The 23108-nt window shown below is 68.3% G+C and carries 20 protein-coding genes and 1 tRNA gene; 3 read left to right on the top strand and 18 right to left on the bottom strand.

The genetic code is table 11. The features are described from left to right. Positions 1-72: 72 nt before the first annotated feature. A complete protein-coding gene (locus K254_RS0100820) occupies positions 73-933 on the bottom strand; it encodes a Bax inhibitor-1/YccA family protein (RefSeq protein WP_026553790.1) in 861 nt (286 codons plus the stop codon). Between the two features lie 141 nt (positions 934-1074). Between K254_RS0100820 and K254_RS21035 the strand changes: the two genes are divergently transcribed. Continuing rightward, entirely contained in the window at positions 1075-1953 is an 879-nt protein-coding gene (locus K254_RS21035) for an SGNH/GDSL hydrolase family protein (protein WP_051388616.1), read from the top strand. Between the two features lie 170 nt (positions 1954-2123). Next, positions 2124-4043, top strand: coding sequence for a PKD domain-containing protein (locus K254_RS24630; protein WP_081709796.1), 1920 nt, complete (start codon positions 2124-2126; stop codon positions 4041-4043). 82 nt (positions 4044-4125) lie between these two features. On the opposite strand, the gene K254_RS0100805 is transcribed toward K254_RS24630, so the two are convergent. The 8 genes from K254_RS0100805 to eno all read right to left on the bottom strand — a co-directional run bounded on the left by K254_RS0100805 (position 4126) and on the right by eno (position 11705). Then, positions 4126-4201, bottom strand: a tRNA-Leu gene (locus K254_RS0100805). Positions 4202-4268: 67 nt separating this feature from the next. Beyond that, positions 4269-4787 carry a GNAT family N-acetyltransferase gene (locus K254_RS0100800; protein ID WP_026553789.1) on the bottom strand — a complete coding sequence of 173 codons (519 nt, stop codon included), beginning with the start codon at positions 4785-4787 and terminating at the stop codon, positions 4269-4271. Positions 4788-4910: 123 nt separating this feature from the next. Further along, the gene (locus K254_RS0100795; protein WP_026553788.1) at positions 4911-6380 is read right to left on the bottom strand and encodes an NAD(P)/FAD-dependent oxidoreductase; all 1470 of its coding nucleotides are present in this window, start codon (positions 6378-6380) and stop codon (positions 4911-4913) included. Between the two features lie 76 nt (positions 6381-6456). Beyond that, a complete protein-coding gene (locus K254_RS21025; protein WP_051388613.1) occupies positions 6457-7884 on the bottom strand; it encodes a S8 family peptidase in 1428 nt (475 codons plus the stop codon). A 71-nt stretch (positions 7885-7955) separates the two neighbouring features. Beyond that, the gene (locus K254_RS0100785) at positions 7956-8891 is read right to left on the bottom strand and encodes a Ppx/GppA phosphatase family protein (RefSeq protein ID WP_026553787.1); all 936 of its coding nucleotides are present in this window, start codon (positions 8889-8891) and stop codon (positions 7956-7958) included. A 70-nt stretch (positions 8892-8961) separates the two neighbouring features. Continuing rightward, the gene (locus K254_RS21020) at positions 8962-9579 is read right to left on the bottom strand and encodes a DUF501 domain-containing protein (RefSeq protein WP_155848405.1); all 618 of its coding nucleotides are present in this window, start codon (positions 9577-9579) and stop codon (positions 8962-8964) included. A gap of 57 nt (positions 9580-9636) precedes the next feature. Then, the gene (locus K254_RS0100775; RefSeq protein ID WP_026553786.1) at positions 9637-10314 is read right to left on the bottom strand and encodes an FtsB family cell division protein; all 678 of its coding nucleotides are present in this window, start codon (positions 10312-10314) and stop codon (positions 9637-9639) included. A gap of 107 nt (positions 10315-10421) precedes the next feature. Beyond that, positions 10422-11705, bottom strand: a complete 1284-nt coding sequence (gene eno / locus K254_RS0100770; protein WP_026553785.1) for a phosphopyruvate hydratase — start codon at positions 11703-11705, stop codon at positions 10422-10424. Positions 11706-12103: 398 nt separating this feature from the next. Between eno and K254_RS0100765 the strand changes: the two genes are divergently transcribed. Beyond that, entirely contained in the window at positions 12104-12742 is a 639-nt protein-coding gene (locus K254_RS0100765) for a PadR family transcriptional regulator (RefSeq protein WP_026553784.1), read from the top strand. Positions 12743-12855: 113 nt separating this feature from the next. Here the strand turns inward: K254_RS0100765 and K254_RS0100760 are convergent, their stop codons facing one another. From K254_RS0100760 to K254_RS0100720, 9 genes are all read right to left on the bottom strand, one after another. Then, positions 12856-13704 (bottom strand): MazG nucleotide pyrophosphohydrolase domain-containing protein, encoded by an 849-nt coding sequence (locus K254_RS0100760; protein WP_035748828.1) that lies wholly within the window; start codon positions 13702-13704, stop codon positions 12856-12858. A gap of 28 nt (positions 13705-13732) precedes the next feature. After that, positions 13733-14881 (bottom strand): adenosine deaminase, encoded by a 1149-nt coding sequence (locus tag K254_RS0100755; RefSeq protein ID WP_026553782.1) that lies wholly within the window; start codon positions 14879-14881, stop codon positions 13733-13735. A 32-nt stretch (positions 14882-14913) separates the two neighbouring features. Further along, complete coding sequence (locus K254_RS0100750) at positions 14914-15672, bottom strand: DedA family protein (RefSeq protein WP_026553781.1); 759 nt, start codon at positions 15670-15672, stop codon at positions 14914-14916. A gap of 182 nt (positions 15673-15854) precedes the next feature. Further along, complete coding sequence (locus K254_RS0100745; RefSeq protein ID WP_026553780.1) at positions 15855-17174, bottom strand: thymidine phosphorylase; 1320 nt, start codon at positions 17172-17174, stop codon at positions 15855-15857. Continuing rightward, positions 17171-17572: a cytidine deaminase gene (locus K254_RS0100740; RefSeq protein WP_026553779.1), complete on the bottom strand. Its 402-nt coding sequence runs from the start codon at positions 17570-17572 to the stop codon at positions 17171-17173. The genes K254_RS0100745 and K254_RS0100740 overlap by 4 nt, the downstream gene beginning before the upstream one ends. A 3-nt stretch (positions 17573-17575) precedes the next feature. Beyond that, a complete protein-coding gene (locus tag K254_RS0100735) occupies positions 17576-18868 on the bottom strand; it encodes an ABC transporter permease (protein WP_026553778.1) in 1293 nt (430 codons plus the stop codon). Next, entirely contained in the window at positions 18865-20097 is a 1233-nt protein-coding gene (locus tag K254_RS0100730) for an ABC transporter permease (protein WP_035748826.1), read from the bottom strand. The genes K254_RS0100735 and K254_RS0100730 overlap by 4 nt, the downstream gene beginning before the upstream one ends. Then, a complete protein-coding gene (locus tag K254_RS21015) occupies positions 20094-21671 on the bottom strand; it encodes an ABC transporter ATP-binding protein (RefSeq protein WP_035748824.1) in 1578 nt (525 codons plus the stop codon). The genes K254_RS0100730 and K254_RS21015 overlap by 4 nt, the downstream gene beginning before the upstream one ends. Before the next feature lie 174 nt (positions 21672-21845). Then, entirely contained in the window at positions 21846-22949 is a 1104-nt protein-coding gene (locus tag K254_RS0100720) for a BMP family lipoprotein (protein WP_026553776.1), read from the bottom strand. Positions 22950-23108 lie beyond the last annotated feature (159 nt).

The raw sequence follows: 23108 nt of genomic DNA, 5'->3' as shown, positions 1-23108 counted from the left end.
TGAGGCGCAGCAACTGCTCGGAATCGGTAGATTTCAAGCAGTTGCTGCGCCTCAGTTGTTAAGTCGTTGCTGTTAGTCGTTGCCCCGCAGGATGGCCAGCAGACGCAGGATCTCCACGTACAGCCACACCAGGGTGACGGTCAGGCCGAAGGCTGCGGTCCAGGAGTACTTCGCCGGTGCGCCGTTCTGCACGCCCTGCTGGATGGACGTGAAGTCCATGATGAGCGAGAAGGCCGCCAGACCGATGGCCAGCAGGCCGATGACCAGGCCGAACGGGATGTTGGTCCCCGGAATGTCCATGGAGTTGATCCCCCACGGGCTGGAGGTGGCGTTGAAAAGCATCAGGCCGAGGTTGATCAGCGAGAACACCAGGTACCCGCCGATGGCGATCATGAAGAACTTGACCATCTTCGGCGTCGCCCGGACCTTGCCGCTCTTGAACAGCACCAGCGTCACAGCGAAGACGGAGAGCGTGCCAATGACGGCCTGGACCACGATGCCCGGGTAGACGGACTCCAGGGCCTGGCTCAGACCGCCCAGGAACATGCCCTCGGCGACGGCGTAGATCAGGATCAGGGGCGGCGACGGCTCCTTCTTGAAGGAGTTCACCAGGCCCAGCACCAGGCCGATGAGCATGCCGGGGATGGTCAGGATCGGGAAGATCCAGCCCGCTGCGGCACCCACCAGGACCAGCGCCAGCGTGGCGACGGTCTTCATGATGACATCGTCAAAGGTCATCCGTCCGGTCTTGCCGGGGCCGGCAGACGGGGCGTTGTACAGATCCTGCAGCTGCTGGCTGGTCATCTGCGACTGGGCAGCCGACGACGCCGTCCCGGCCCCCAGGTAGCCCTGGTTGGCCAGCTGGCCACGAGCGGCCTGCGGATCGTTGAATGTCTTGTTTTTGGCAAATACCGGGTTTCCACCGACGGCCATGATGCTAGTCCTCCAAATTAGGGGGCAAGTGATGTCCCCACCCTAACAAGTAGACGTTTGACGGAGCAGTTTTGTTCCCGGGCGGAATCAGCCAAGCGGAGTCCTATCCCCGTCGACGCCCGCGACTGTACGGTGGGGCCCATGACAGCGAACCTCTGGTCCCTGACGGGACGCACGGCCCGATTTGGCGCCGTCGCAGCAGTATCGTTTGCGCTGGCCGCCGGAGCCATGGCCGCACCGGCCACGGCCGCCAGCACCAGCAATGGTGGCAATGGGAAAGACCCTGCCGCCTCCGCCAAATCCATCAAATACACCTCTCTTGGCGACTCCTACGCCGCAGGGTACGGGGCCGGCAGTGAAGCCGGACCGTGCCAGCGCAGTGCGCAGGCGTATTCCGTGGTGGGTGCCGCGGCGCTGGGCCTGCAATTCCGCGGAAACCTGGGCTGCTTCGGCGCCACAACCGCCGTCGTCCAGGCGTCGCAGGTTCCTTCGCTGGATCCGGCGGCCAATGTCGTCACCGTGACGGTGGGTGGCAATGACGTCGGCTCGGGTGCTGTCGCGGCGTCCTGCCTGCCGGATCCGGCCACAGTGGGCTGCCAGGCGGCTCTGCAGAATGCCGCGGTGGCCATGGGCGAGCTGCCGGGCAGACTCACGGCACTGATCGTCTCCATCCGGGGCCAGGCCAAGCATGCCAGAATCTTGGTGGCGGGATACCCGCACCTGTTCGAACCTGCCGCCATGACCGCTCTGCAGTTTCCGGCGCCGGTGGTGCAGGCATCCACCGCCGTCAATGCGGCCACGGACCAGCTCAACGCCGTCGTGGCCGGAACTGCCGCCGCAAACCGGGCCGGCTTTGTCGATGTGGCGGGAATCTTCGCCGGACACGGCTACCCATCAACGGCACAGTGGATCAACTTCGACCTAGCCAACCCCACCCTGCCCGGCAGCCTCCACCCCAATGCCCTGGGCCAAGGCTCCGGCTATGCAGTGGCTGTCGAGGCCGCCATCAACGCCGGCTAGACGTCGGACGGCGGCACCGCCGGCGGGCAAAGCCGAGTGGTGCCGCCCAATAGACAAGTAGCATCCACCGTAGACGCCCCGAAATCCTGGCACCTAGGCTGCCGTTTGGCCGCCCTTGCGGCCCGCCCAGGCGCCGGCCTCCACGCGGCCGGCCGGATGAAGGGGTTCCCATGAAGCGTCCACTGGCATTGTTCCGACAGCACCACGGGCCCGCGCCGCACTGGCGCGGGGCAGGGCCTGGACTTCGGAGCCGGTGGTTCCGGTGGAGCGCCGCACCGTCCATCGTGCTGCTCGCCGGTGCCATGGTGTTCTCCGTCGCGGCGCCGGCCCCCGCAGCGACGGTGCCGACAACGATTGTCAGCCTGACCTTCGACGACGGCAATGCCGACCAGATGGCCGCCGCTGCGGTGTTGAAGGCCAACGGCCTGGTGGGGACCTTCTTCATCACCACGAGCTGGATCGGCCAGCCAACCTGGCTGACCCGGGCGAACCTGAACACCCTCGCCGCCGACGGCAACGAGATCGCCGGACACACCGTCACCCACCCCGATTTGACCACGATCTCCTCCTCCGCGGCCACGGCCGAGATCTGCAACGGACGGACCACCCTCATCGGCTGGGGATTCAACGTCACCAACTTCGCCTATCCCTTTGCCTCGGAAAACTCCAGGGTCGAACAGCTCGTGAAGAACTGCGGGTACGCCAGCGCCCGCAATCTGGGGGACATCCGATCCCCCGGCAGCTGCGGATCCTGCGAGTACGCCGAAACCATCCCGCCGGCCAATCCGTACAACACGGCCGCCCCGGACGAGGTCGACAGCACCTGGACCCTGAAGAACCTGCAGGATCTGGTCACCAATGCCGAGACGCACGGCGGCGGCTGGGTGCAGTTGACCTTCCACCACATCGCCGTTGGCACGGACCCCACCCTGACCATCAGCCCCACCCTGTTCAACACCTTCATCACCTGGCTGGCCGCCAGGACGGCCAACGGAACAACCTCCGTGCAGACCGTCGCCCAAGCCCTGGGGCAGACGCCGCCAGTGCCAAACCAGGCGCCCGTGGCGGCCTTCACCTCCTCGGCCGTGAATCTAGCGGCGGCCTTTGACGGGTCGGCGTCATCCGATCCGGATGGCACGGTGGCCTCGTACGGCTGGGACTTTGGCGACGGCTCGGCAGCCGGCACCGGAGCCAAACCAGTGCACACCTATGCCGCGGGCGGGACCTACCAGGTGAAGTTGACAGTCACCGACAACCGGGGCGGCACGGCGTCGGTGGTGAATCCGATCACCGTCACGGCCCCCGCTCCGACGGCGCCAGCGGCTCCGACTGGGGTGGCCGCGGTGGCCGGGAACACCACGGCGGCGGTGTCCTGGACCGCACCCAACAACGGCGGCTCCGCCATCACCTCCTACACCGTCACCCCCTACGCCGCCGGAACCGCCCAACCCCCCATCGCCGTCGTCGGCACTCCCCCGCCCACCGGCACCACCGTCACAGGGCTCGCCAATGGCACCGCCTACACCTTCACCGTCACGGCCACCAACGCCATCGGCACGTCAGGCGCCTCCGCCCCCTCCGCGGCCGTCACACCGGCGGCGCCGACGGTGGCAGCCATCGCCAACGGCGGCTTTGAATCCGCGCTCGCGTCCTGGACCACCGGCGGCGTCACGGTGCCAAGGGCAGCCACGACCGCCCACACCGGCAAGGGATCGGCACTGCTTGGAACCACCAGCGGTAGGGAACCCCTCGGCGACAGCAGCGTGTCCCAGACCATCACCGTCCCCGCCACCGGAACCTCCACGCTGACGTTCTGGTACCAGCCCCACACCAATGACCGCAATTGCGGCGGCGGGACCACCTGCCGGCGGGACTGGATGGAGGCACAGGTGCGCGCCGCCAACGGCACCACCCTGGCCAGCCTGTTCAAGCTCAACAGCGACAGCGGCAGATGGACCAAGGTGACAGCCAACCTCACGGCCTACAAGGGCCAGACCATCACGCTCTGGTTCAATGTCCACCAGGATGGCCCCTCCCCCAACGACGACAGCTGGATGTACCTCGACGACGTCGTTCTGGCCACCAGCTGATCCTGGCCCCGCCATCGCGCGGGGGACGGCAAAAGCCGCAGTCCGGAAGCCCTTTTGGGGGGCCTCCGGACTGCGGCTTTGTTGGTGCCCCAGCAGGGACTCGAACCCTGACTGAACAGATTTTAAGTCTGGTGCCTCTGCCATTGGGCTACTGGGGCGCACCGGCCACGGGGGCGCGGACTGCTCACCAAGACTACTGGAACCCCGGCGGTGGACGGAAAACGGCTAGAGGTTGTTGAAGGGCTCCGCGTAGCGGAACGGGCCGCGGATGCCGGAGTGGAACGCGGCAAGCGGCAGGGCCATGAAGTGCCCGCCCCAGGCCGCGTCCGGCGCCTCAATGCCCAGCGAGGACGCGGGGACGAAGCCAAAGCGGGGGTAGTACCCGGTGTGGCCCAGCAGCACGATGGCCGGTTCGCCGGCCGCCTCGGCAGCGGCAATCACCGATTCCATCAGCGCGCTGCCGACGCCGTCGCGCTGGGCCTCCGGCGTGACGGCCAGCGGCCCCAGGCCCAGGGCCGGGACGTCGCCAATCCAGCCGCGCGTGCAGATCACGTGTCCATCGACCCTGCCGTCCAGCTCGGCCACCAGCGACAGCCCCGGGAGATAGTCCGCGCAGTCGAACAGCTGCTGCAGCAGCGGCACCTCCACCACCTCATCGGCAGGCACCTCGTCCGTTGCGAAGGCCTCCGCCACCAATTCCAGGATGCGGGGGCGGTCGGCCGGCGTTTCATTGCGGATGATCATGCATCAAGCGTAGGCGAGCCGGTGCCGGCCAGAAAGGCCCGCCCGCTGGATGCCGTGGTTAAACGGCGACGGCGCCCGCCCCGGTTCGGGGGCGGGCGCCGTCGCGCTGTACGACTGGCGCTGCTAGGAGTCCGCCTTGACGGATTCCTTGGCTTCGGCCGGAGCGGGAGCCGCCTCCGGAGCCTTGGTTTCGGCGGCCGGAGCGGCTGCGGCCGGAGCGGCTGCGGGCTTCGGGGCCGGCGTCGCGGCGGCCACGAAGGCTGCGCGCGGCTGGTCCAGGTCGATCAGCTGGGTGGTGTCCCGGCCGGCGAACAGTGCCACGAACCAGTCCATCAGCACGCGGAACTTGCGCTCCACCGTGGGCATGGCCAGGCCGTGGTAGCCGCGGTGCGCGACCCAGGCCGGCCAGCCCTTGAGGTGGATGCCCAGAATCTTGGCAACACCCTTCCACTGGCCAAAGCCTGCGACGGCGCCGAGGTTGTGGTGCTTGTACTCCACCAGTGCCTTGTTGAAGCGGCTGGCCCACAGGTTCTTGGCCAGGCGCTTGGCCTGGCGCAGGGCGTGCTGGGCGTTCGGCACACAGGTGCCATCCGGCAGGCCGCCGGTGAGGTCCGGAACGGCGGCGATGTCGCCGGCTGCCCAGGCGTTCTCGATCGGTCCGAATTCATCGGTGATGCGCAGGTCGGTGCCGACCTTCACGCGGCCGCGGGGCTCGAGCGGGAAGTCAGTGGAGCGGACCATCGGGTTGGCCATGACGCCGGCGCACCAGATGAGGGTCTCGGCGTCGAACTCGCCCGCGGAGGACTTGTCGGCCATGTTGATCAGCTGGAGGTGGCCGTTCTCGGCGTTGGCCAGCGAGGTGTTCAGCAGAACCTCGATGTTGCGGCTGCGCAGGTGCTCGACAACCCACTCGGCCTGCTTTTCGGTGACCTCGGGCATGATGCGGCCCATGGCCTCGACCAGCACGAAGCGCAGTTCGGAGACATCAACGCGGCCATTGAACTTGGCGGCGGCGCGGGCCATGTCCTCCAGCTCGGCAATGGTCTCGATGCCGGCGAAGCCGCCACCCACCACGACGAACGTCAGGGCGGCCTTGCGCTTGGCCGGATCGGCCTCGGAGGCAGCCTTCTCGATGAGGGAGAGGACCTGGTTGCGCAGGGCAACGGCCTCTTCAATGGTCTTCAGGCCGATGCCGTTCTCCGCCAGACCCTTGATCGGGAAGGTGCGGGTGATGGCGCCGGCGGCCAGCACGACGTCGAAGTACGGCAGCTCGAAGGGCTCGCCGCCGTCGGCCGGGGCAATCACGGCTGTACGGTTCGCGTGGTCGATGTTGGTGACGCGGCCCTGGATGAGCTCGGTCTGCTTGAGGTGCTTGCGGTGCGAGACGACGGCGTGGCGTGCCTCGATGTTTCCGCCGGCCACCTCGGGCAGGAAGGGCTGGTACGTCATGTACGGCAGCGGGTCAACGAGCGTGACGATGCCGCCGGAGTTTGCGATCTTCTTCTGCAACTTCAGTGCAACGTAGAGGCCAACGTAGCCGCCGCCGACTACGAGAACGCGCGGACGATCCTGATACTGGGGAGTGAGTGCCATATCTCAATCGTACAAGAGTTTGTGAAAACATTCACTAGCGTTCGTCACATGGCCGCAGGGGCTGAAATCCGGCGTTTCAGCGGTCCAGATGCCGGTGGTGCTCCCGCGGCGGAGGCGAGGTGGCCACCGGCAGCGCTCCGGTGGCGGGATCGGCGGCATCATCTGGGCCAGTGCGGCGCCGGGCCACCATCAGATGGGTCCCCCCGCCAATGATGATGGCCAGGAACAGGCCGGCAAAGCCAACCACCAGCACCATCGGCAGCTGGCTGTCCAACTGGGCCGCGGCCAGGGCGGCCGGGACCGTGGGGTCCGCCAGCGTGGGCGGGGCGATCGACGCCGGAAGGCTCGGCGTGGACGTTTCGGCCGGGGGTTCCTGGGCGCCGCGGCGGTGGACGGTGATCCACTGCGCCATGGAGCCCAGCGGGTTCACCGTCACCGGCGGGACGTCGGCACTCAGTGCGGCCTCGGCGTCGAGCTTGCCAAAGCCGTAGATGGCGTTGGGGATCGGGTCCCCAGCCGGTTTGGCGGTCTTGATGATGCGGTTGATGACCTGCGCGGCCGGCATGTCCGGGTACTTGGACCGGATCAGCGCCGCCACACCCGCCACGATGGGTGCCGCGCCGCTGGTGCCGCTCCACCGGGCGTAGCCGCCGCCCGGCAGCCCGCCGGCGAGGTTTTCGGCCGGAGCGCTCACGCCAATGCTGATGCCCTGGCTGGAGGAGTCCTGGCTGGCCGTGCCATCGGCGTCCAGTCCGCCCACGGCCAGCACTCCGGGGATCGTGGCCGGCGCACCCACCTGCTCGCTGCCGCTCTTGCGGTTGCCGGCGGCCGCGACGATCACCACGTCCTTCGCCTCCGCGTAGGCAAAGGCATCGTCCCAGCTCTGCGGCCAGGAGGTGGACGTGCTGCCCAGGGACATATTGATGACGCGGGCGCCATTGTCCACGGCCCAGCGCACCGCGGCCGGGATCTGCTCGTCGATGCTCTTTCCGGAGGGGTTCACACTGCCCAGCCAGACGGAGGCCGTCAGCAGCTCCGCCTCAGGAGCCACACCGACGACGCCGTCCGGGCCGGCGCCTGCGGACTCCGCCGGGGCGGGCGAGGGTCCGGGGGTGCCATGCCCGCGGCCGGCCAGCATGGTGGCGACGAGGGTGCCGTGTTCGGGTTCGGCGCCCACGCCCTTCACGCCCTTGGGGTCGCCGGAGCCGGAGAGGTCCGTTCCGCCCACCACGGCGCCGGCAAGGTCCGGATGCGAGGCGTCCACGCCACTGTCGATGACCGCCACCTTGACCCCGGCGCCCTTGGACACCTTCCAGGCCTTGGTGATGCCATAGGCGTCAAGCCAGTATTCGCGGTTGCGGATGTCGTCGGCGTGCGCAGCCGGGGCGCCGGCGATCGAGCCGGCCAGTGCCGCAAGGCACAACAGCAGGGCCAGGACAAGGGCAGGAATTCGGGCCGGGCCGCCGGTGGCGGTGCTGCGGCTGTGGGATCGCGTCTGGGTCATCTGGCGTGGTTCCATTCCCTGGTGGCTCCTTCGGACGCACTGTCCGTCCGGGGCCGCGGAGGCATCGGTGCTCAGGGGTTGATCCCGAGCGCGATGCCGTCCAAGATGTCGTGTTCACTGCTGGTGGCCCCATCCACCCGGCCGCCGGTCAACGTGCCCAGGCGCGCCACGATGGTGCGCCAGATCAACGCACCGGCGCCGATCACGTCCACCCGGCCCGGGTGCATGAACCCCAGGGCCGCCCGCTCGGTGCGGGTCATGGCCAGGAGCTCGGTGCAGGCCGCCTCGATGCGCGCGGCGTCCACGGCGGCACCGTGGATCCGTGCTGGGTCGTAGGCAGCCAGGCCCAGGGCCTGGGCGGTGATGGTGGTGATGGAGCCCGCCACCCCCACCAGCTGCTGGGCAGCGCCGAGCGGGACGACGTCGAGCACCGTGTCCAGGTGGGCGTGGATCTCGGCCTCCGCGGCCGCGATTTCGGCGGCCGACGGCGGATCGGAGCGCAGGTGCCGCTCGGTGAAGCGCACGCAGCCCATGTCGGTGCTGAGGGCGGCCTGGACGCCGTCGCCGGAGCCCAGAACGAATTCGGTGCTCCCGCCGCCCAGATCCACCACCAGGACGGAGGTCCCGTCCATGTCCGGCAGCACGCTGGCCGCGCCGGCAAAGGACAGCGCGGCCTCCTCGGCGCCGCTGACCACCTCGGGTTCCACACCCAGCCGTTCCCGGATGCCGGCCACAAACACATCCCTGTTGCCGGCGTCGCGGGTTGCGCTCGTGGCGACAAAGCGGACCGTGGCGGCCCCGTGGCTGCGGATCAGCTCCGCGTAGTCATCGACGGCGGCAAAGGTGCGCTCCAGCGCCTCCTGGCCCAGCAGCCCCGTGGCATCCACGCCCGCGCCAAGGCGGACCACGCGCATTTCGCGGTGGACATCCACCAGCGAGCCATCGTGGACGTCGGCAATGAGCAGACGGATGGAATTGGTGCCGCAGTCAATGGCTGCAACGCGCATGGGTGCTCCTTGGTTCTCGGTGCGGCGGCCGGCCCCGCGGAGGCGGGGGCCGGCGTGCCCTGGCCTGCTTCTAGTTCTGGTTCTGGTTCAGGTGCTTGACGTGGCGGCTGAGGTCCTTGTCCGGCACGGGTGCGGCATCGTCCCAGGCGCCGGCGCAGTAGCAGCGGTCCCGGGTCCACCACTCGGCAAGGGCCTCGATGGCCTCGTCGCCCAGCGGGTTGACGCCGGGGCCGGCGGCCAGGGCGTGGCCCACCAGCACGTGCAGGCACTTCACGCGCGTGGGCATGCCGCCGGCGGAAATGCCGTCGATCTCCGGCACGGGGCCGGTCCCGGCGCGCTCGCCAATCTCGCGGCGGGCCTGCAGGTAGGCCTCGTGGGCGCCGGCGTAGGCGGCGGCCAGCCCGGCATCGGTGCCGAGGCGGTCGGTCATCTCGTTCATGACACCGGCAGCCTCCAGCCGCGACACGGCGGCGGTGATGACGGGGTGCGTCAGGTAGAACGTGGTGGGGAACGGGATGCCATTGCTCAGCCGCGGGGCCGTGGCGGCCACCAGCGGATTGCCGCAGACGCAGCGTGCGGGGATCTCCACCACATCGCGCACGGGGCGGTTCAGTTGGCGGCTGAGGGTGTCCAGGTCAAGCTGGGAGGGCTCCCGGCCAGGTGTTGCTGGGGATGCTGATGCGCTCACCGGCGTCCTTCCGATTTTGTTGATGAGTGGTGCTCGTTGAAGCTTGGTGCGTGCCGCCTACGGGGCGGCCGACCGCTTGATGGATTCCCAGAGCCCGTCGACCCACGGCAGGTTGGTGCCGTCGGGCCGCTGGCCCGTGCCGGCTGGTGCACCGTCCGCCGGGGCGGCGCTGCCGCCGCCGTTGTCAAAGACCCAGTAGCCGGTCTCCCCCGGCATCATCATGTTGACCCGTTCGCGGGCCTGCTGTTTGATGTAGGCCGGATCGTCCCAGCGGGACAGGGCCGTGGACAGCTCGGTCTGCTGCTTCTCCTTGGCCGCGATGTCCGCCTGGAGGGCCGAGATCTCCGCCCGCTGCTGCAGGAAGGTGTGCACTGCCGGTGCCAGCAGAATCGTAATGGTGACCAGTACGACGGCGAGGGCCAGCAGGCGTCCGGAAAAGGCTCTGGCAGGCACGGGCGCGGGGCCCTGCGCCGCATTGTCCCCGTCCGGGTGCCGGCCATTGCCGGCCCGCGTGCCGGCCTTGGACTTCCGGCTCCCTGCCGCGGGCGCGGGAGCACTGGCAGCCGCGCCCTTCGGGGTGGAGGCTGCGGCCCTGCCGCCGGTGGCGCCCGCAGGGGCGCCGGACGCTGTGGACGTGCCGGGTTGGCCCGCAGCCGTGTCCGTGCTGGAGCCGGCTCCGTCGGACGAACCGGGGGCTTGCTGTGCCCGGGGCATCTTCGGGCGGCGGGTGGCCATACTTCTCCATCGGTGGTGCGCCGGCCCGGCGTCCTGCCCGGCGGGGCAGGCGGGCCGTGCCGCTGACTGGCTAAGGTGTAGCTTTCACCTTAGCCAGTCGCGGGCACTTACTTTGCGGTGAAACGCGGGAAGGCGCTCAAACCGGCGTAGCGTGCAGCGTCGTCGAGCTCTTCCTCGATGCGCAGCAGCTGGTTGTACTTGGCCACGCGCTCGGAGCGGGCCGGGGCGCCGGTCTTGATCTGGCCGGCGTTGGTGGCCACGCAGATGTCGGCGATGGTGGTGTCCTCGGTCTCGCCGGAGCGGTGCGAGGTGATGGTGGTGTAGCCGGCACGCTGGGCCATGGACACGGCGTCCAGGGTCTCGGTCAGCGAGCCGATCTGGTTGACCTTCACCAGCAGCGAGTTGGCCGTCTTGGCGTCGATGCCGCGCTTCAGGCGCTCCGGGTTGGTGACGAAGAGATCGTCGCCCACCAGCTGGACCTTGTCGCCAATGGCGTCGGTCAGCGTCTTCCAGCCTTCCCAGTCATCCTCGTCCAGCGGGTCCTCGATGGACACCAGCGGGTAGTCGGCGACGAGCTCGGCGTAGTAGGCGCTCATCTCGGCAGCGGAGAGGGCCTTGCCCTCGAACTGGTAGGCACCGTCCTTGAAGAACTCGGAGGAGGCGACATCCAGGGCCAGGGCGATGTCCTTGCCCGGGGTGTAGCCGGCGCGCTTGATGGCCTCGGTGATGAGGTCCAGTGCGGCGCGGTTGGACGGCAGGTTGGGGGCAAAGCCACCCTCGTCGCCCAGGCCGGTGGAGAGGCCCTTTTCCTGAAGCACGGCCTTGAGGTTGTGGTAGACCTCAACGCCCCAGCGCAGGCCCTCGGAGAAGGTGGAGGCGCCGAGCGGGACAACCATGAATTCCTGGATGTCGACGTCGGAGTCGGCGTGAGAGCCACCGTTGAGGATGTTCATCAGCGGCACGGGCAGCACGTGGGCGTTGGGGCCGCCCAGGTAGCGGTACAGCGGCAGGTCTGCCGAGGTGGCGGCAGCGGAGGCCACGGCCAAGGAAACGCCCAGGATGGCGTTGGCGCCCAGCACGGACTTGTTGGGGGTGCCGTCCAGGTCCAGCATGGTGGAGTCGATCAGGCGCTGGTCCGTGGCGTCGAAGCCGATCAGAGCCGGGGCAATCGTGTCGATGACGGCGTCGACGGCCTCCAGGACACCCTTGCCCTGGTAGCGGTCCTTGTCGCCGTCGCGGCGCTCTACTGCTTCGAAGGCGCCGGTGGAGGCGCCGGAGGGGACGGCCGCGCGGCCAACAGAACCGTCGCTGAGTCCAACCTCAACCTCAACGGTGGGGTTGCCGCGGGAATCCAGGATTTCACGGGCGTGAATGGCATCAATAATGGCCACGAATGGCTCCTAATCTGAGCTGTCGAGCGGATGAATGGTGACCTCGCTGTCCCCTTAAGACTAGCGGGTCGGCGCGGCTGGCCCGCTTTTGCGACTTTCCTGCCCGGACTCTTGACGTCGGAATTCATAGCGATATATCGTTGATGTATCGCGATAGTAATTCGCGGCGGGCCTTTGGCCCCAGGGGACCCCCGGCGTGGCCACTCCGCCGCCCCCTTCCCGCCGATCGGCAGCTGCCTCGGCCCACCACCAGCAACCTCCCCCCATGCGGGGCTTGCAAAGGAATTCAGATGAACATCCAAGATCCAACTTTCCAGTTCCCCTTCCCCGGCCCACGCCCGGGCCGCCGGCGCCCCGGTGCCGCAAAGAGCCAGGGCCGCACGCACCACGATCCGCGGATGCCCGGCGGCGAGGGCGGCTTTGAGGGCCCCGACGCCGAGGCACCGCGCGGCCCGCATGGCCGCGGCCGCGGCCCGGGCGGACCCCGCGGCTTTGGCGGCGGCTTCGGCCCCGGCTTTGGCGCCGGCTTCGGTGCAGGCTTCCCGGGGGGCTTTGGCCCGGGGATGGGCGGGTTCGGCGCGGGCTTTGGCCCCGGCGGGCGCGCCCCCAAGGGCAATGTCCGCAGCGCCATCCTGTCGCTGCTGTCGCGCCATTCCTACAACGGCTACGGCCTGATCAAGGCCATCGCCATCCACACGGACGGCGCCTGGCGGCCCAGCCCCGGCTCCATCTACCCCGCCCTGGCGGCGCTGCAGGCGGAGGGATTGATCGAGGCCTCCGGCGAGGGCCGGCGGACCGAGTTCGGCCTGACCGATGCCGGCCGCGAGTATGTGGCCACCCATCCCGAGGAAATGGCGCAGGTCTGGGAGGGCATCAGCCAGCAGAGCGGGGCCGGAGCGGACCTGCGGGCCAGCATCGGCAAGCTCATGGGCGCCGTGCACCAGATCGGTTCGGACGGCACCGAGGAGCAGCTCCACGCCGCCACCGCGGCGCTGGATGAGGCCCGGCGAAGCATCTACAAGCTGCTCTCCGAGTAGCGGCCCGTCCGCCGGATCTCCACGCAGGACGGTTCAGGACGCAGTTCCCCGTCCAGGACGCGGTAGGAAACGCATCCTGGACGGGGAACTGCGTCATCACCGGCCAGGCTGCGTCAGCCTGCGGCGTGGACGCGGCGGATGGCCGTGCGCAGGGCGCGCTCGGCGTCGAGCCCGTGGGCCCGGGCGGAGCGCACGACGGCGAACAGCAGCTCCCCGAGCTCGTCCTCCGTCTGCGGGGCCCCGGCAGCCGCCAGGGCATCGAGGGCCGGATTGCCGGCCTCGGCGGTGCTGCCGCGAACGGCAGCGCCATGGGGGGCGCCTGGGTTGTCAGCCGTGCCGGCAGCGCCTGTGCTGGCGACGGCAACCTGCAGTCCGGCCACCTCGGCACGTTCAAGGGTCTTGGCGGCCAGCGCCAGGGCGGGCATGGATGAGGGCAGCGTGGCAAAGGGCGATCCGGCAGCTGCCGACCGCTCCCCCGCGCCGGCATCCGCGCTGGCATCCGAGCCGGCATCCGGGCCGGCCGCACCCAGTCCAGCATCCCCGCCAACCTCGGCCGCGGCTACGGCGCGCTCGGCGGCCTTGGCCGCGGCGTAGCTGCGCTCGATCTCCGCGATCGAGTCCGGGAAATGGTCCTGCAGGCTGCCGTCGGGGCGGAACACATGGCCGTTGCGGCGGATCAGCTTGGCGCTCAGATGGTCGGCCACATCGGCCAGGGCGAAGGCCCCGCGTTCCTCCGCCAGCCGGGCATGCAGCAGCACCTGGTACAAAATGTCGGCCAGCTCCCCCTTGAGCTCGGCGGCGTCGGGCTCGCCGGGGCCGGCCTCCACCACCTCGGCCAGCTCGTAGGATTCCTCGATCAGATACGCCAGCAGGGATTCGTGGGTCAGCGCCGCCGTCCACGCACAGTGTCGGCGCAGCGCCGCCACCACCTCCAGCAGGCGGTCGACTGCCGCCCCGGGCACCGAAGCACCCGGGGCGGCCGCCGGCAGGCTAGGACTCGGCGCCATCGGCCTCGAGCAGGTCGCCGTAGACATCGGCGATGTAGTCGGCCAGCGCCTCGCGTGCCTCCAGCGGGATGAAGGCGGCCTCGACGGCGTTCAGCGTGAGCTCCAGGAAGTCCTCCAGGTCGTAGCCGAAGGTCTCGGCCAGCAGCTCGAACTCGCCGGTGAGGGTCACGCCGCTCATCAGGCGGTTGTCGGTGTTCACCGTGACGCGGAAGCCCGTCTGGTACAGCAGGTCGAAGGGGTGGTCCTCCACGGTGTCGCCGAATCCTGCAATGGCACCGGTCTGCAGGTTCGAGGACGGGCACAGCTCCAGCGGGATGGCGCGGTCGCGGACCCACGAGGCCAGCCGGCCCAGGGTGACCATGTTGACGGTCTCCCCATCGACGTCCTCGTCCTCGATGAGGATGTCCTCGGCAATGCGCACGCCGTGGCCCAGGCGCAGGGCGCGGCCATGCACCAGGGCGTCCTGGATGCTCTCCAGGCCTGCTGCCTCGCCGGCATGGATGGTGGCCGGGAAGTTGTTCTCGGCCAGGTAGGTGAAGGCGTCCTTGAAGCGGGAGGGCAGGAAGCCGTCCTCGGCCCCGGCGATGTCGAAGCCCACGGCGCCCTTGTCGCGGTGGCGGACGGCCAGCTCGGCGATCTCCTGGCCGCGGTCGGCGTGGCGCATGGCGGTGATGAGCTGGCCCACCTGGATGTGGCCGCCGGCCGCCTCGACAACCTCGATGCCGGCCTCCAGACCGGCCTGGACGGCCTCGACGGCGTCGTCAAGGCTCAGGCCCTGGGTGAGGTGCTGCTCGGGGGCCCAGCGGACCTCGCCGTAGATGACGCCGTCGGCGGCCAGATCCTCGACAAATTCCTTGGCCACGCGCTCCAGGCCCTCGCGGGTCTGCATGACGGCGATGGTGTGGTCGAAGGTTTCCAGGTAGCGCACCAGCGAGCCGGAGTCGGCGGAGTCCTGGAACCACTGGCGCAGGGTGTCCGGCTCCGTGGCGGGCAGTTCATGCCCGGCCGCCGCGGCCAGCTCGATGATCGTGGACGGGCGCAGGCCGCCGTCCAGATGGTCGTGCAGTGAAACCTTCGGAAGGGAAAGGAAATCGATGGACGTGGACGCGGAATCTGCAGAAAGTTCAGTCACAGGTCCACTCTATGGACGCGGCAGCGCCGGCGCTAGTTCCCCCTCGGGCGCCCCAGACCGGAATCCACCGCCACCTCCACCGCCACCTCGGCCAGCGGTGCGGCGGCAGCGGATGCCGCCGGGGCGGCTGCGGCCGTGCCGGCCGCAGCAAGCCGCCGTCGTGACCGCTTGTCCAGCACACCGTGCAGCAGCTTCATGGCGTGGTCCACCACAAAGCCCATGATGATGGCGAAGACAATGGCGATGCCAATCCCGATCAGCGGGTTGTCGTGCAGGAACGGGAAGCTGCCGGACAGGGTGCCGATGGCGACGCCGTAGCCAGCCCAGGTGAAGGCCGCGATGAAGTCCAGCACAAAGAACCTGCGCCAGCGGTACCGGGTGGCTCCGGCCGTGAAGTTCACCGCGATGCGGCCCACCGGGATGTAACGCGCCGTAAAGATCAGAATTGCCCCGCGCTTGTTCAGCTCCATCTTGGCCCAGTCGAAGGCCTTGGCGGCACGCGGCCGGCGCATCCACCGAAAGCGGGTGGTGCCGAGTTTGCGGCCCATGAAGTAGGCAATGTTGTCACCGATGATGGCGCCCACGGCGCCGCCGAGCAGCAGCAGCCAAATGTTCGGCTCGCCGATCCGCGCCGACACGGAGGACAGGGCCACAATGGCGGTTTCACTGGGCAGGAAGAGGAAGAAGCCATCGATCAGGCAGAAGAGCGTGACCATCGGAACCACCCACCACTGGTTGGCCGAGTGGACAATCAGCTCATTGAGCTGGTGCATGATGTGCAAGAAGTCCACGTGGGGACGATTCCTCTCCTGGGGCCGGCGGTCTGTATCAGTTTCGCATGGTGAAACACCTCACGCCATCACTCCTTGGGCCTATATTCGCCCAGGCCTGTCCTCCCCTGGTATGACAGCCGGTGGGGGCGGCCGGCACCTTGGTGCCGGCCGCCCCCACCGGCTGTTTCAATCGGGGTGGTTCAGGAGATGCGGTCCAGGATCAGCCGCTGGGCCGGCCGGGAGCCTTCCGGGGCAATCACGACGGCGTTTTCCAGGGCTTCCCTCGCCCGCTCAAACTTCTCCGGAGTGTCGGTCAACAGCGTCATCAACGGCTCTCCGGCGCGCACCAGGGCACCCGGTTTGGCATGCATGCGCACACCGGCTCCGGCCTGCACCACGTCCTCCTTGCGGGCCCGGCCGGCGCCCAGACGCCAGGCGGCCACGCCCACCGAGAGGGCGTCAAGCTCCACCAGCACGCCGTCGGCCGGGGCGTAGACCACCTCGGACTCGCGGGCCACCGGCAGCGCGGCGTCGGGGTCGCCGCCCTGGGCGGCAATCATCCGCTTCCACACGTCCATGGCCCGGCCGTCCCGCAGCGCTGCCGCCGGATCGGCGTCGTGCACGCCCGCGGCGGCCAGCATTTCCTGGGCCAGCGTGACGGTGAGCTCGACGACGTCGGCCGGCCCGCCGCCGGCGAGCACCTCCACCGACTCCTCGACCTCGATGGCGTTGCCGGCGGTCAGGCCCAGCGGCGTATTCATATTGGTCAGCAGCGCCACCGTGTTCACGCCGGCATCCTTGCCCAGGGCCACCATGGTCCGCGCCAGTTCGCGGGCCATCTCCTCGTCCTTCATGAAGGCACCCGAGCCGACCTTCACGTCCAGCACCAGCGAGCCGGTGCCCTCGGCGATCTTCTTGCTCATGATGGAGGAGGCGATCAGCGGGATGGCTTCAACGGTCCCGGTGACGTCGCGCAGCGCGTAGAGCTTCTTGTCCGCCGGGGCCAGCGCGGCACCGGCGGCGCAGATCACCGCGCCGACCTCGGAGAGCTGGCGCATCATCTGGGCGTTGGTCAGGTCCGCGCGCCAGCCCGGAATGGCCTCCAGCTTGTCCAGCGTGCCTCCGGTGTGGCCCAGTCCGCGCCCCGACAGCTGCGGAACGGCGACGCCGAACACAGCCACCAGCGGCGCCAGCGGCAGCGTGATCTTGTCCCCCACGCCGCCTGTGGAGTGCTTGTCGCTGGTGGCCTTTACGGCCCCCTCCGGGGTGCGCAGCGTGGAGAAGTCCATCCGCTCCCCCGAGGCGATCATGGCCGCCGTCCACCAGGAGATCTCCTGGCGGGTCATGCCGTTGAGCAGGATGGCCATGTTCAGCGCGGCCATCTGCTCATCGGCGATGACGCCGCGGGTGTAGGCGTCAACCGTCCAGTCGATCTGCGCCTGGCTGAAGGTGCCGCGGTCCCGCTTGGTGCGGATCATGTCCACGGCATCGAACTGCTCGGCGTGCTGTCCCTCGGTCATGGAGTGCCTTCCAGATGTTCGGGACCAAAGGCATCGGGGAGCACCTGGTCCATGGTCTTCACACCCGCGGTGGTCATCAGGACCATCCCCGGTGCGCGGAACTCGTACAGCAATTGGCGGCAGCGCCCGCACGGCATCAGCACCGCACCGGCACCGTCCACGCAGTAGAACGCGGCAATCCGACCGCCGCCGCCCATCTGCAGGGCGCCGATGAGCGTGCATTCGGCGCACAGCGTCAGTCCGTAGCTGGCGTTCTCCACATTGCAGCCGGTGACAATCCGCCCGTCCTCCGTGAGGGCCGCAGCCCCCACGGGGAAGGAGGAGTACGGCGCATAGGCCCGTCCCATCGCCTCGGTGGCGGAGCGGGCCAGCAGCTCCCAATCAACCTCGGATGCCACGGATCAGCCCTTCACATAGGGTTCGCCGTCGGCCGCCGGAGCGCGGGACTTGCCCACAAATCCGGAGACCGCCAGGATGGTCAGCGCGTACGGCAGCATGGCCAGGAACTGCCCATCAATGGGCGTGCCGGCCAGGGACAGGATGCTCTGCAGATTGCCGGCGACGCCGAACAGCAGGGCCGCCAGGGCCGCACCGATCGGGTTCCAGCGCCCGAAGATCAGAGCCGCCAGGGCGATGAAGCCCAGGCCGCCTGTCATGTCCTTGCTGAAGCTGCTGACGGCCACCAGGGTGAAGTAGGCGCCACCGATGCCGGCGACGGCGCCGCCGGCCAGCACGTTCAGGAACCGGGTGCGGTTGACGTTGATGCCCACGGTGTCGGCGGCCTTGGGGTGCTCCCCCACGGCCCGGACGCGCAGTCCCCATCGGGTGCGGAACAGGCCGAACCAGATGGCGATGACCAGCACGATCATCAGATAGCCGAGGATCGACTGGCGGAAGAAGGTCGGCCCCAGCACCGGGATCTCGCTCAACAGCGGGATCGGCAGGTCGGGCAGGTGCGCCGGCTGGTTGAAGATCGTGGCGCCGTTGACCTTGGTCTTCATGATCTTCTCGAACAGGAACCCGGTCAGGCCGGAGACCAGCACGTTGAGCACCACACCGACGATGATCTGGTTGACCACGTACTTGATGCTGAAGACCGCCAGCAGGAAGGACACCAGCACGCCGGCCAGGGCGGCGGCGAACAATCCGGCGAAGGCATTGCCTGTCATCGAGGAGACCAGCGCTGCGGTGAAGGCACCGGCCAGCAGCTGTCCCTCGATGGCAATGTTCACCACGCCCGAGCGCTCACAGAGCACACCGGACAGCGAGCCGAACACCAGCGGCGTCGTGATCAGCATGGCGCCGGTGAACAGGCCCACCACAGTGATGTTCTGCGTCTTGGTGCCGCCGATGATCCACACCAGCAGGCCGATCACGAACACCACCGTGAAGGTCATGGTGACCCATTTGGCCGGGCGTCCGACGTTCTTGGTCTGCAGGTACGCCTGCACCGCGAGGGCGGCGCAGATCAGTGCGGCAAACCAGCCGAAGCCCTGGGCGGGGACCACCAGATTGGGCACCTGCCAGGCATCGCCGTCCTGCGAGAGGCGGAAGGTCGCGTTCCCGCCCGGGCCGAGGATGCCGAAGACGACGATGGCGAACAGGGCCAGCACGCCCAGGATGATGGGCGGGCGCCAGCTGCGCACCGCCAGCCGGTCCGTGGTCAGGGACTCCTGAAGTGTCGCGGCGCTCATGCGCGTGCTCCTTCACTCTTGGCGGCCTTGATCCGGAAGATGGACCTCACCAGCGGCGGGGCGGCGATGAAGAGCACGATCAGCGACTGCACCACCAGAACAATGTCGATCGAAACGTTGGCGTTGACGGCCATCGAGGTGCCGCCGGCCTTGAACGCACCGAACAGGAGGGCGGCAAAGAAGGTGCCCCACGGGGTGGAGCGGCCCAGCAGCGCCACGGTGATGGCATCGAAGCCAATGCTGCCGGCAATGTCCGCATCCAGGGACTTCGACGTTCCGGACAGCTGCGTCACACCGGCCAAACCGGACAACGCACCGGAGATGAGCATCACCAGAATGTAGCCGCGGCTGACCAGCATGCCGGCTGTCTGTGCGGCACTGGGGTTGGCGCCGATCGCCCGGAACTCGAAGCCCAGGGTGGAGCGGTCCAGCAGCCAGGCGACCCCGACGACGGCGAGCACGGCCAGGATGAACCCGGCGTGCAGGCGGAAGTTGGGCCCCAGCAGCAGCGGGAACAGTGCGTTCTCATGCATGGGCGGGCTGATCGGATTGGTGCTGCCGGGGGCCTTGAGCTGGTTTTTCAGCAGGTACAGCACCAGCGAGGCGGCGATGTAGTTGAGCATGATGGTCACGATCACCTCATGCGCGCCCGTCTTGGCCTTCAGCACACCGGCAATGCCGCCCCAGATGGCACCGCCAATGGCGCCGGCAATGATGACGGCCAGCAGGTGGATGACCGGGGGCAGGTCCATGCCGAAGCCCACGGCTCCGGCGAAGACGGCGCCCATGATGATCTGGCCCTTGGCGCCAATGTTGAACAGCCCCGCCCGGAAGGCGAGTGTGACGGCCAGTCCGGACAGGATCAGCGGCGTCGCAAAGGTCAGCGTCTCAAAGATGCCCAACTGCCCCAGCCAGGTCCGGGCGGTGGGGTCGTAGGTGGCCCCGCGCCACAGCGCGCCATAGGCCTGCGAGACGGCTGTCCACATGGCGGAGAACAGATCGCCCGGCTGGGCGAAGAAGTAGCCGGCGGCGGCCACCACGCGCTGGTCCGTCACGGCGATCAGCAGACCACCGATGACGAGGGCGACGACGACGGCGAGCACCGACACCATGGCCGAGCCGCTCATGATTTCGCGGACGATCCGCTTGCCCTCGCTGGGCGGGGCCGCGGTGCCGGCAGGTTTGGGGGCCGGCACTGTGGCCGGCTCCGGGGATTGCACGCCGCTCATGCGGGTTCTCCTTCTTCAGTGCTGGGGTCGCGCACGACGGGTGCGCCTGCGGCGGCCAGCTGGGCGGCGGCGTCGTCGGCGGTCAGACCGGCCATCATCAGGCCGAGCAGTTCACGCGAGGACTTGCCGGGCACAATGCCCATCAGTTTTCCGGCGTACAACACGGCGATGCGGTCGGCCAGTTCCAGGACCTCGTCCAATTCCGTCGAGACGATGATGACGGGGGTGCCGACGTCGCGCTCTGCGACGATGCGCTTGTGCAGGAACTCGATGGATCCCACGTCCACGCCGCGCGTGGGCTGGGAGGCAATGAACAGCTTCAGCGGGCGGGCCAGCTCGCGGGCCAGCACCACCTTCTGCTGGTTGCCGCCGGAGAGCGTGCCCACGTGGTCCTGCGCGGACTGGGTGCGGACGTCGAATTCGGCCACCTTGGCCTCGGCGTTCTTCGCGATGGCGGCACGGTTCAGCGTGCCCCCGCGGGAGAACTCCTTCTTGTCGTAGAGGTCCAGGATCAGGTTTTCGGCAATGGAGAAGGACTCCACCAGGCCATCGACCTGCCGGTCCTCGGGCACAAAGCCGACGCCGGCGCGGAGCACCTGGCGCACGCCCAGTCCCAGCAGCTGCTTGCCGTCCAGGGTGATGGAGCCCTGCACATGCTTGTGCAGCCCCAGCACGGCCTCGGTCAGTTCCGTCTGGCCGTTGCCCTGCACGCCGGCGACGGCGAGGATCTCGCCCTGGGCGACGGAGAAGGTGACATCGTTGACCAGCCGCTGGCCGGCGTCGTTGCTCACGATGAGGTTGGTGACCTTGAAGGTCTCCTCGCCGGGCTGCGCATCGGCCTTGTTCAGCGTCAAACTGACGGAGCGGCCCACCATCATGGCGGCCAGCTCGGTGGTGGAGGCGCCGGGGTCTGCCGTGCCCACCACCTTGCCGCGGCGGATCACCGTGATGCGGTCCGAGACGGCCTTGACCTCGCGCAGCTTGTGCGAGATGAAGACGATGGAGGTGCCGGAGGCCTTCAGTTGGCCCATGATGTCCATCAGCTCGTCCGTCTCCTGCGGGGTGAGCACGGCGGTGGGCTCGTCCAGGATCAGGATCCTGGCGTTGCGGACCAGCGCCTTGATGATCTCCACGCGCTGCTGGACGCCCACGGGGAGGTCCTCCACCAGGGCATCGGGGTCCACGGCAAAGCCGTAGCGGGCTGAGATGTCGCGGATCTTCTTCCGCGTTGCCTCCAGATCCAGCACACCGCCAAAGGTGGTGGACTCCCCGCCCAGGGCGACGTTTTCGGCCACCGTAAAGACGGGGACCAGCATGAAGTGCTGGTGCACCATGCCGATGCCTGCGGCCATGGCATCCGAGGGGCCGGAGAATTTCACGGGTTTGTCGTCGATGAGGATCTCACCGGCGGTGGGCTGGTACAGCCCGTACAGGACGTTCATCAGGGTGGACTTGCCGGCGCCGTTTTCGCCGAGCAGCGAGTGGATTTCACCCGATTCGACCACCAGGTCAATGTGGTCGTTGGCAACCAGAGCGCCGAAGCTCTTGGTGATGCCTTTCAGTTCAAGTTTCACGAGGTCAACCCGTTTCATCGAATGGTGCGGACGTCCTCCCGCTGGCCGTGCGGCCAGCCTAGCGCGAAGAACGTTTCAGGAGCAGAACCACGGGGCAGAAATCTGCCCGAAACCCGCTATGCGCCGCCCCCGCAGCAAAAGCTGCAGAGCCGGCGCATAGCGCGTCTGTGGGGATTACTTGGGGCTGGCGGCCGAAGTCACCTTCAGGGCACCGGAGATGATGTCCTTCTGGATCGCAGCGATCTCAGCCTTGGTGTCGGCACTGACCGAGGCGTCAAGGTCGTGGAACGGAGCCAGGGCAACGCCCTTGTTCTCCAGGGTTCCCACGTACGGCGTCGGGTCGAACTTGCCGTCCTTGTCGTCCTTGACGATGGTCTCCACGGCCTCGCCCATGGTCTTGATGACGGAGGTCAGCAGGATGGACTTGTAGGCGGGGGCGGTGAGGTAGCCGTCGGAGTCGACCCACACCAGCTTGGCGTCCTTGCCACCGGCGTTGGCGGCCAGGACGGCGTCGCCGGCACCCTTGCCCAGCGGGCCGGCCACCGGCATGATGACGTCGGCGCCGTCGCCGAGCAGGTTGTTGGTGGCCTTGGTGCCTTCCTGGATGACCTCGAAGGTGTTGGCGAAGACACCCTGCTGGGTGGCCTTGTCCCACCCAAGAACCTGGACGGAAGCGCCCTTCTTCTGGTTGTAGTAGGCCACGCCGTCGGCGAAGCCGTCCATGAAGATGGTGACGGTGGGGATGTTGATGCCACCGAAGGTGCCGACCTTGCCGGTCTTGGACTGCGAGGCGGCGACGTAGCCGGCCAGGAAGGCGGCCTGGGCGGTGTCGTAGACAACCGGCTTCACGTTCGGCAGGTTGATGGTGCTGTCATCGATGATGGCGAAGTGCGAGTCGGGGTGGGCGGTGGCCGTCGTCTTCGTGGCGTCGGCCAGCAGGAAGCCGACGGTGAAGGTGAGGTTGCAGCCGGCGTTGACCATCTGGTTCAGGTTGGGGGCGAAGTCCGCAGTGGTGCTGGACTCGGCCTGCTTCATCTGGATGCCAACATCCTTGACGGTCTTCTCCAGACCCTCAAAGGAGGACTGGTTGAAGGACTGGTCGTCGAATCCACCGGAGTCGGAGACGATGCAGCCCAGGTAGCTGCCGGCGGAGCCGCTGGCCGAGCCGGACGGAGCGGGAGGGGCGCCACAGCCACTGAGCAGCAAAGCGGCCGCCCCGAGTGCAATGGTTCCCACCGTGGCGCCGCGCTTGGCGGTGCTGCGCAGAGAGTTCTTCAAGGTTCCTCCAAAGACTTAAGATGCGCCCGCGGCAGGGCAGAGGTCTGCGTAGACCTCGTGCCCCGGCGGGCCGAGATGATAGAAACACCCTAACCGCACGGGCTACCGGCGGGTAGGGTGTTGCTAGCATCACAGCGCTATCGTTGGAAATTCGTTACA

The sequence above is a fragment of the Arthrobacter sp. 35W genome (genome assembly GCF_000482545.1).
In the GTDB taxonomy this organism is placed as follows: Bacteria; Actinomycetota; Actinomycetes; order Actinomycetales; family Micrococcaceae; genus Specibacter.
The sequence above is the reverse complement of the archived record's forward strand: the minus strand, read 5'-3'. Positions and strand labels throughout refer to the sequence as shown.

Coding starts and splice junctions, on each gene's coding strand:
- K254_RS21035 (WP_051388616.1), top strand. CDS start 1,075: ATGACAGCGAACCTCTGGTCCCTGACGGGACGCACGGCCCGATTTGGC.
- K254_RS0100730 (WP_035748826.1), bottom strand. CDS start 20,097: ATGAGCGGCGTGCAATCCCCGGAGCCGGCCACAGTGCCGGCCCCCAAA.
- K254_RS0100785 (WP_026553787.1), bottom strand. CDS start 8,891: ATGCGCGTTGCAGCCATTGACTGCGGCACCAATTCCATCCGTCTGCTC.
- K254_RS0100765 (WP_026553784.1), top strand. CDS start 12,104: ATGCCCGGCGGCGAGGGCGGCTTTGAGGGCCCCGACGCCGAGGCACCG.
- K254_RS0100775 (WP_026553786.1), bottom strand. CDS start 10,314: ATGGCCACCCGCCGCCCGAAGATGCCCCGGGCACAGCAAGCCCCCGGT.
- K254_RS0100820 (WP_026553790.1), bottom strand. CDS start 933: ATGGCCGTCGGTGGAAACCCGGTATTTGCCAAAAACAAGACATTCAAC.
- K254_RS0100735 (WP_026553778.1), bottom strand. CDS start 18,868: ATGAGCGCCGCGACACTTCAGGAGTCCCTGACCACGGACCGGCTGGCG.
- K254_RS0100800 (WP_026553789.1), bottom strand. CDS start 4,787: ATGATCATCCGCAATGAAACGCCGGCCGACCGCCCCCGCATCCTGGAA.
- K254_RS0100795 (WP_026553788.1), bottom strand. CDS start 6,380: ATGGCACTCACTCCCCAGTATCAGGATCGTCCGCGCGTTCTCGTAGTC.
- K254_RS0100745 (WP_026553780.1), bottom strand. CDS start 17,174: ATGACCGAGGGACAGCACGCCGAGCAGTTCGATGCCGTGGACATGATC.
- K254_RS24630 (WP_081709796.1), top strand. CDS start 2,124: ATGAAGCGTCCACTGGCATTGTTCCGACAGCACCACGGGCCCGCGCCG.
- K254_RS21025 (WP_051388613.1), bottom strand. CDS start 7,884: ATGACCCAGACGCGATCCCACAGCCGCAGCACCGCCACCGGCGGCCCG.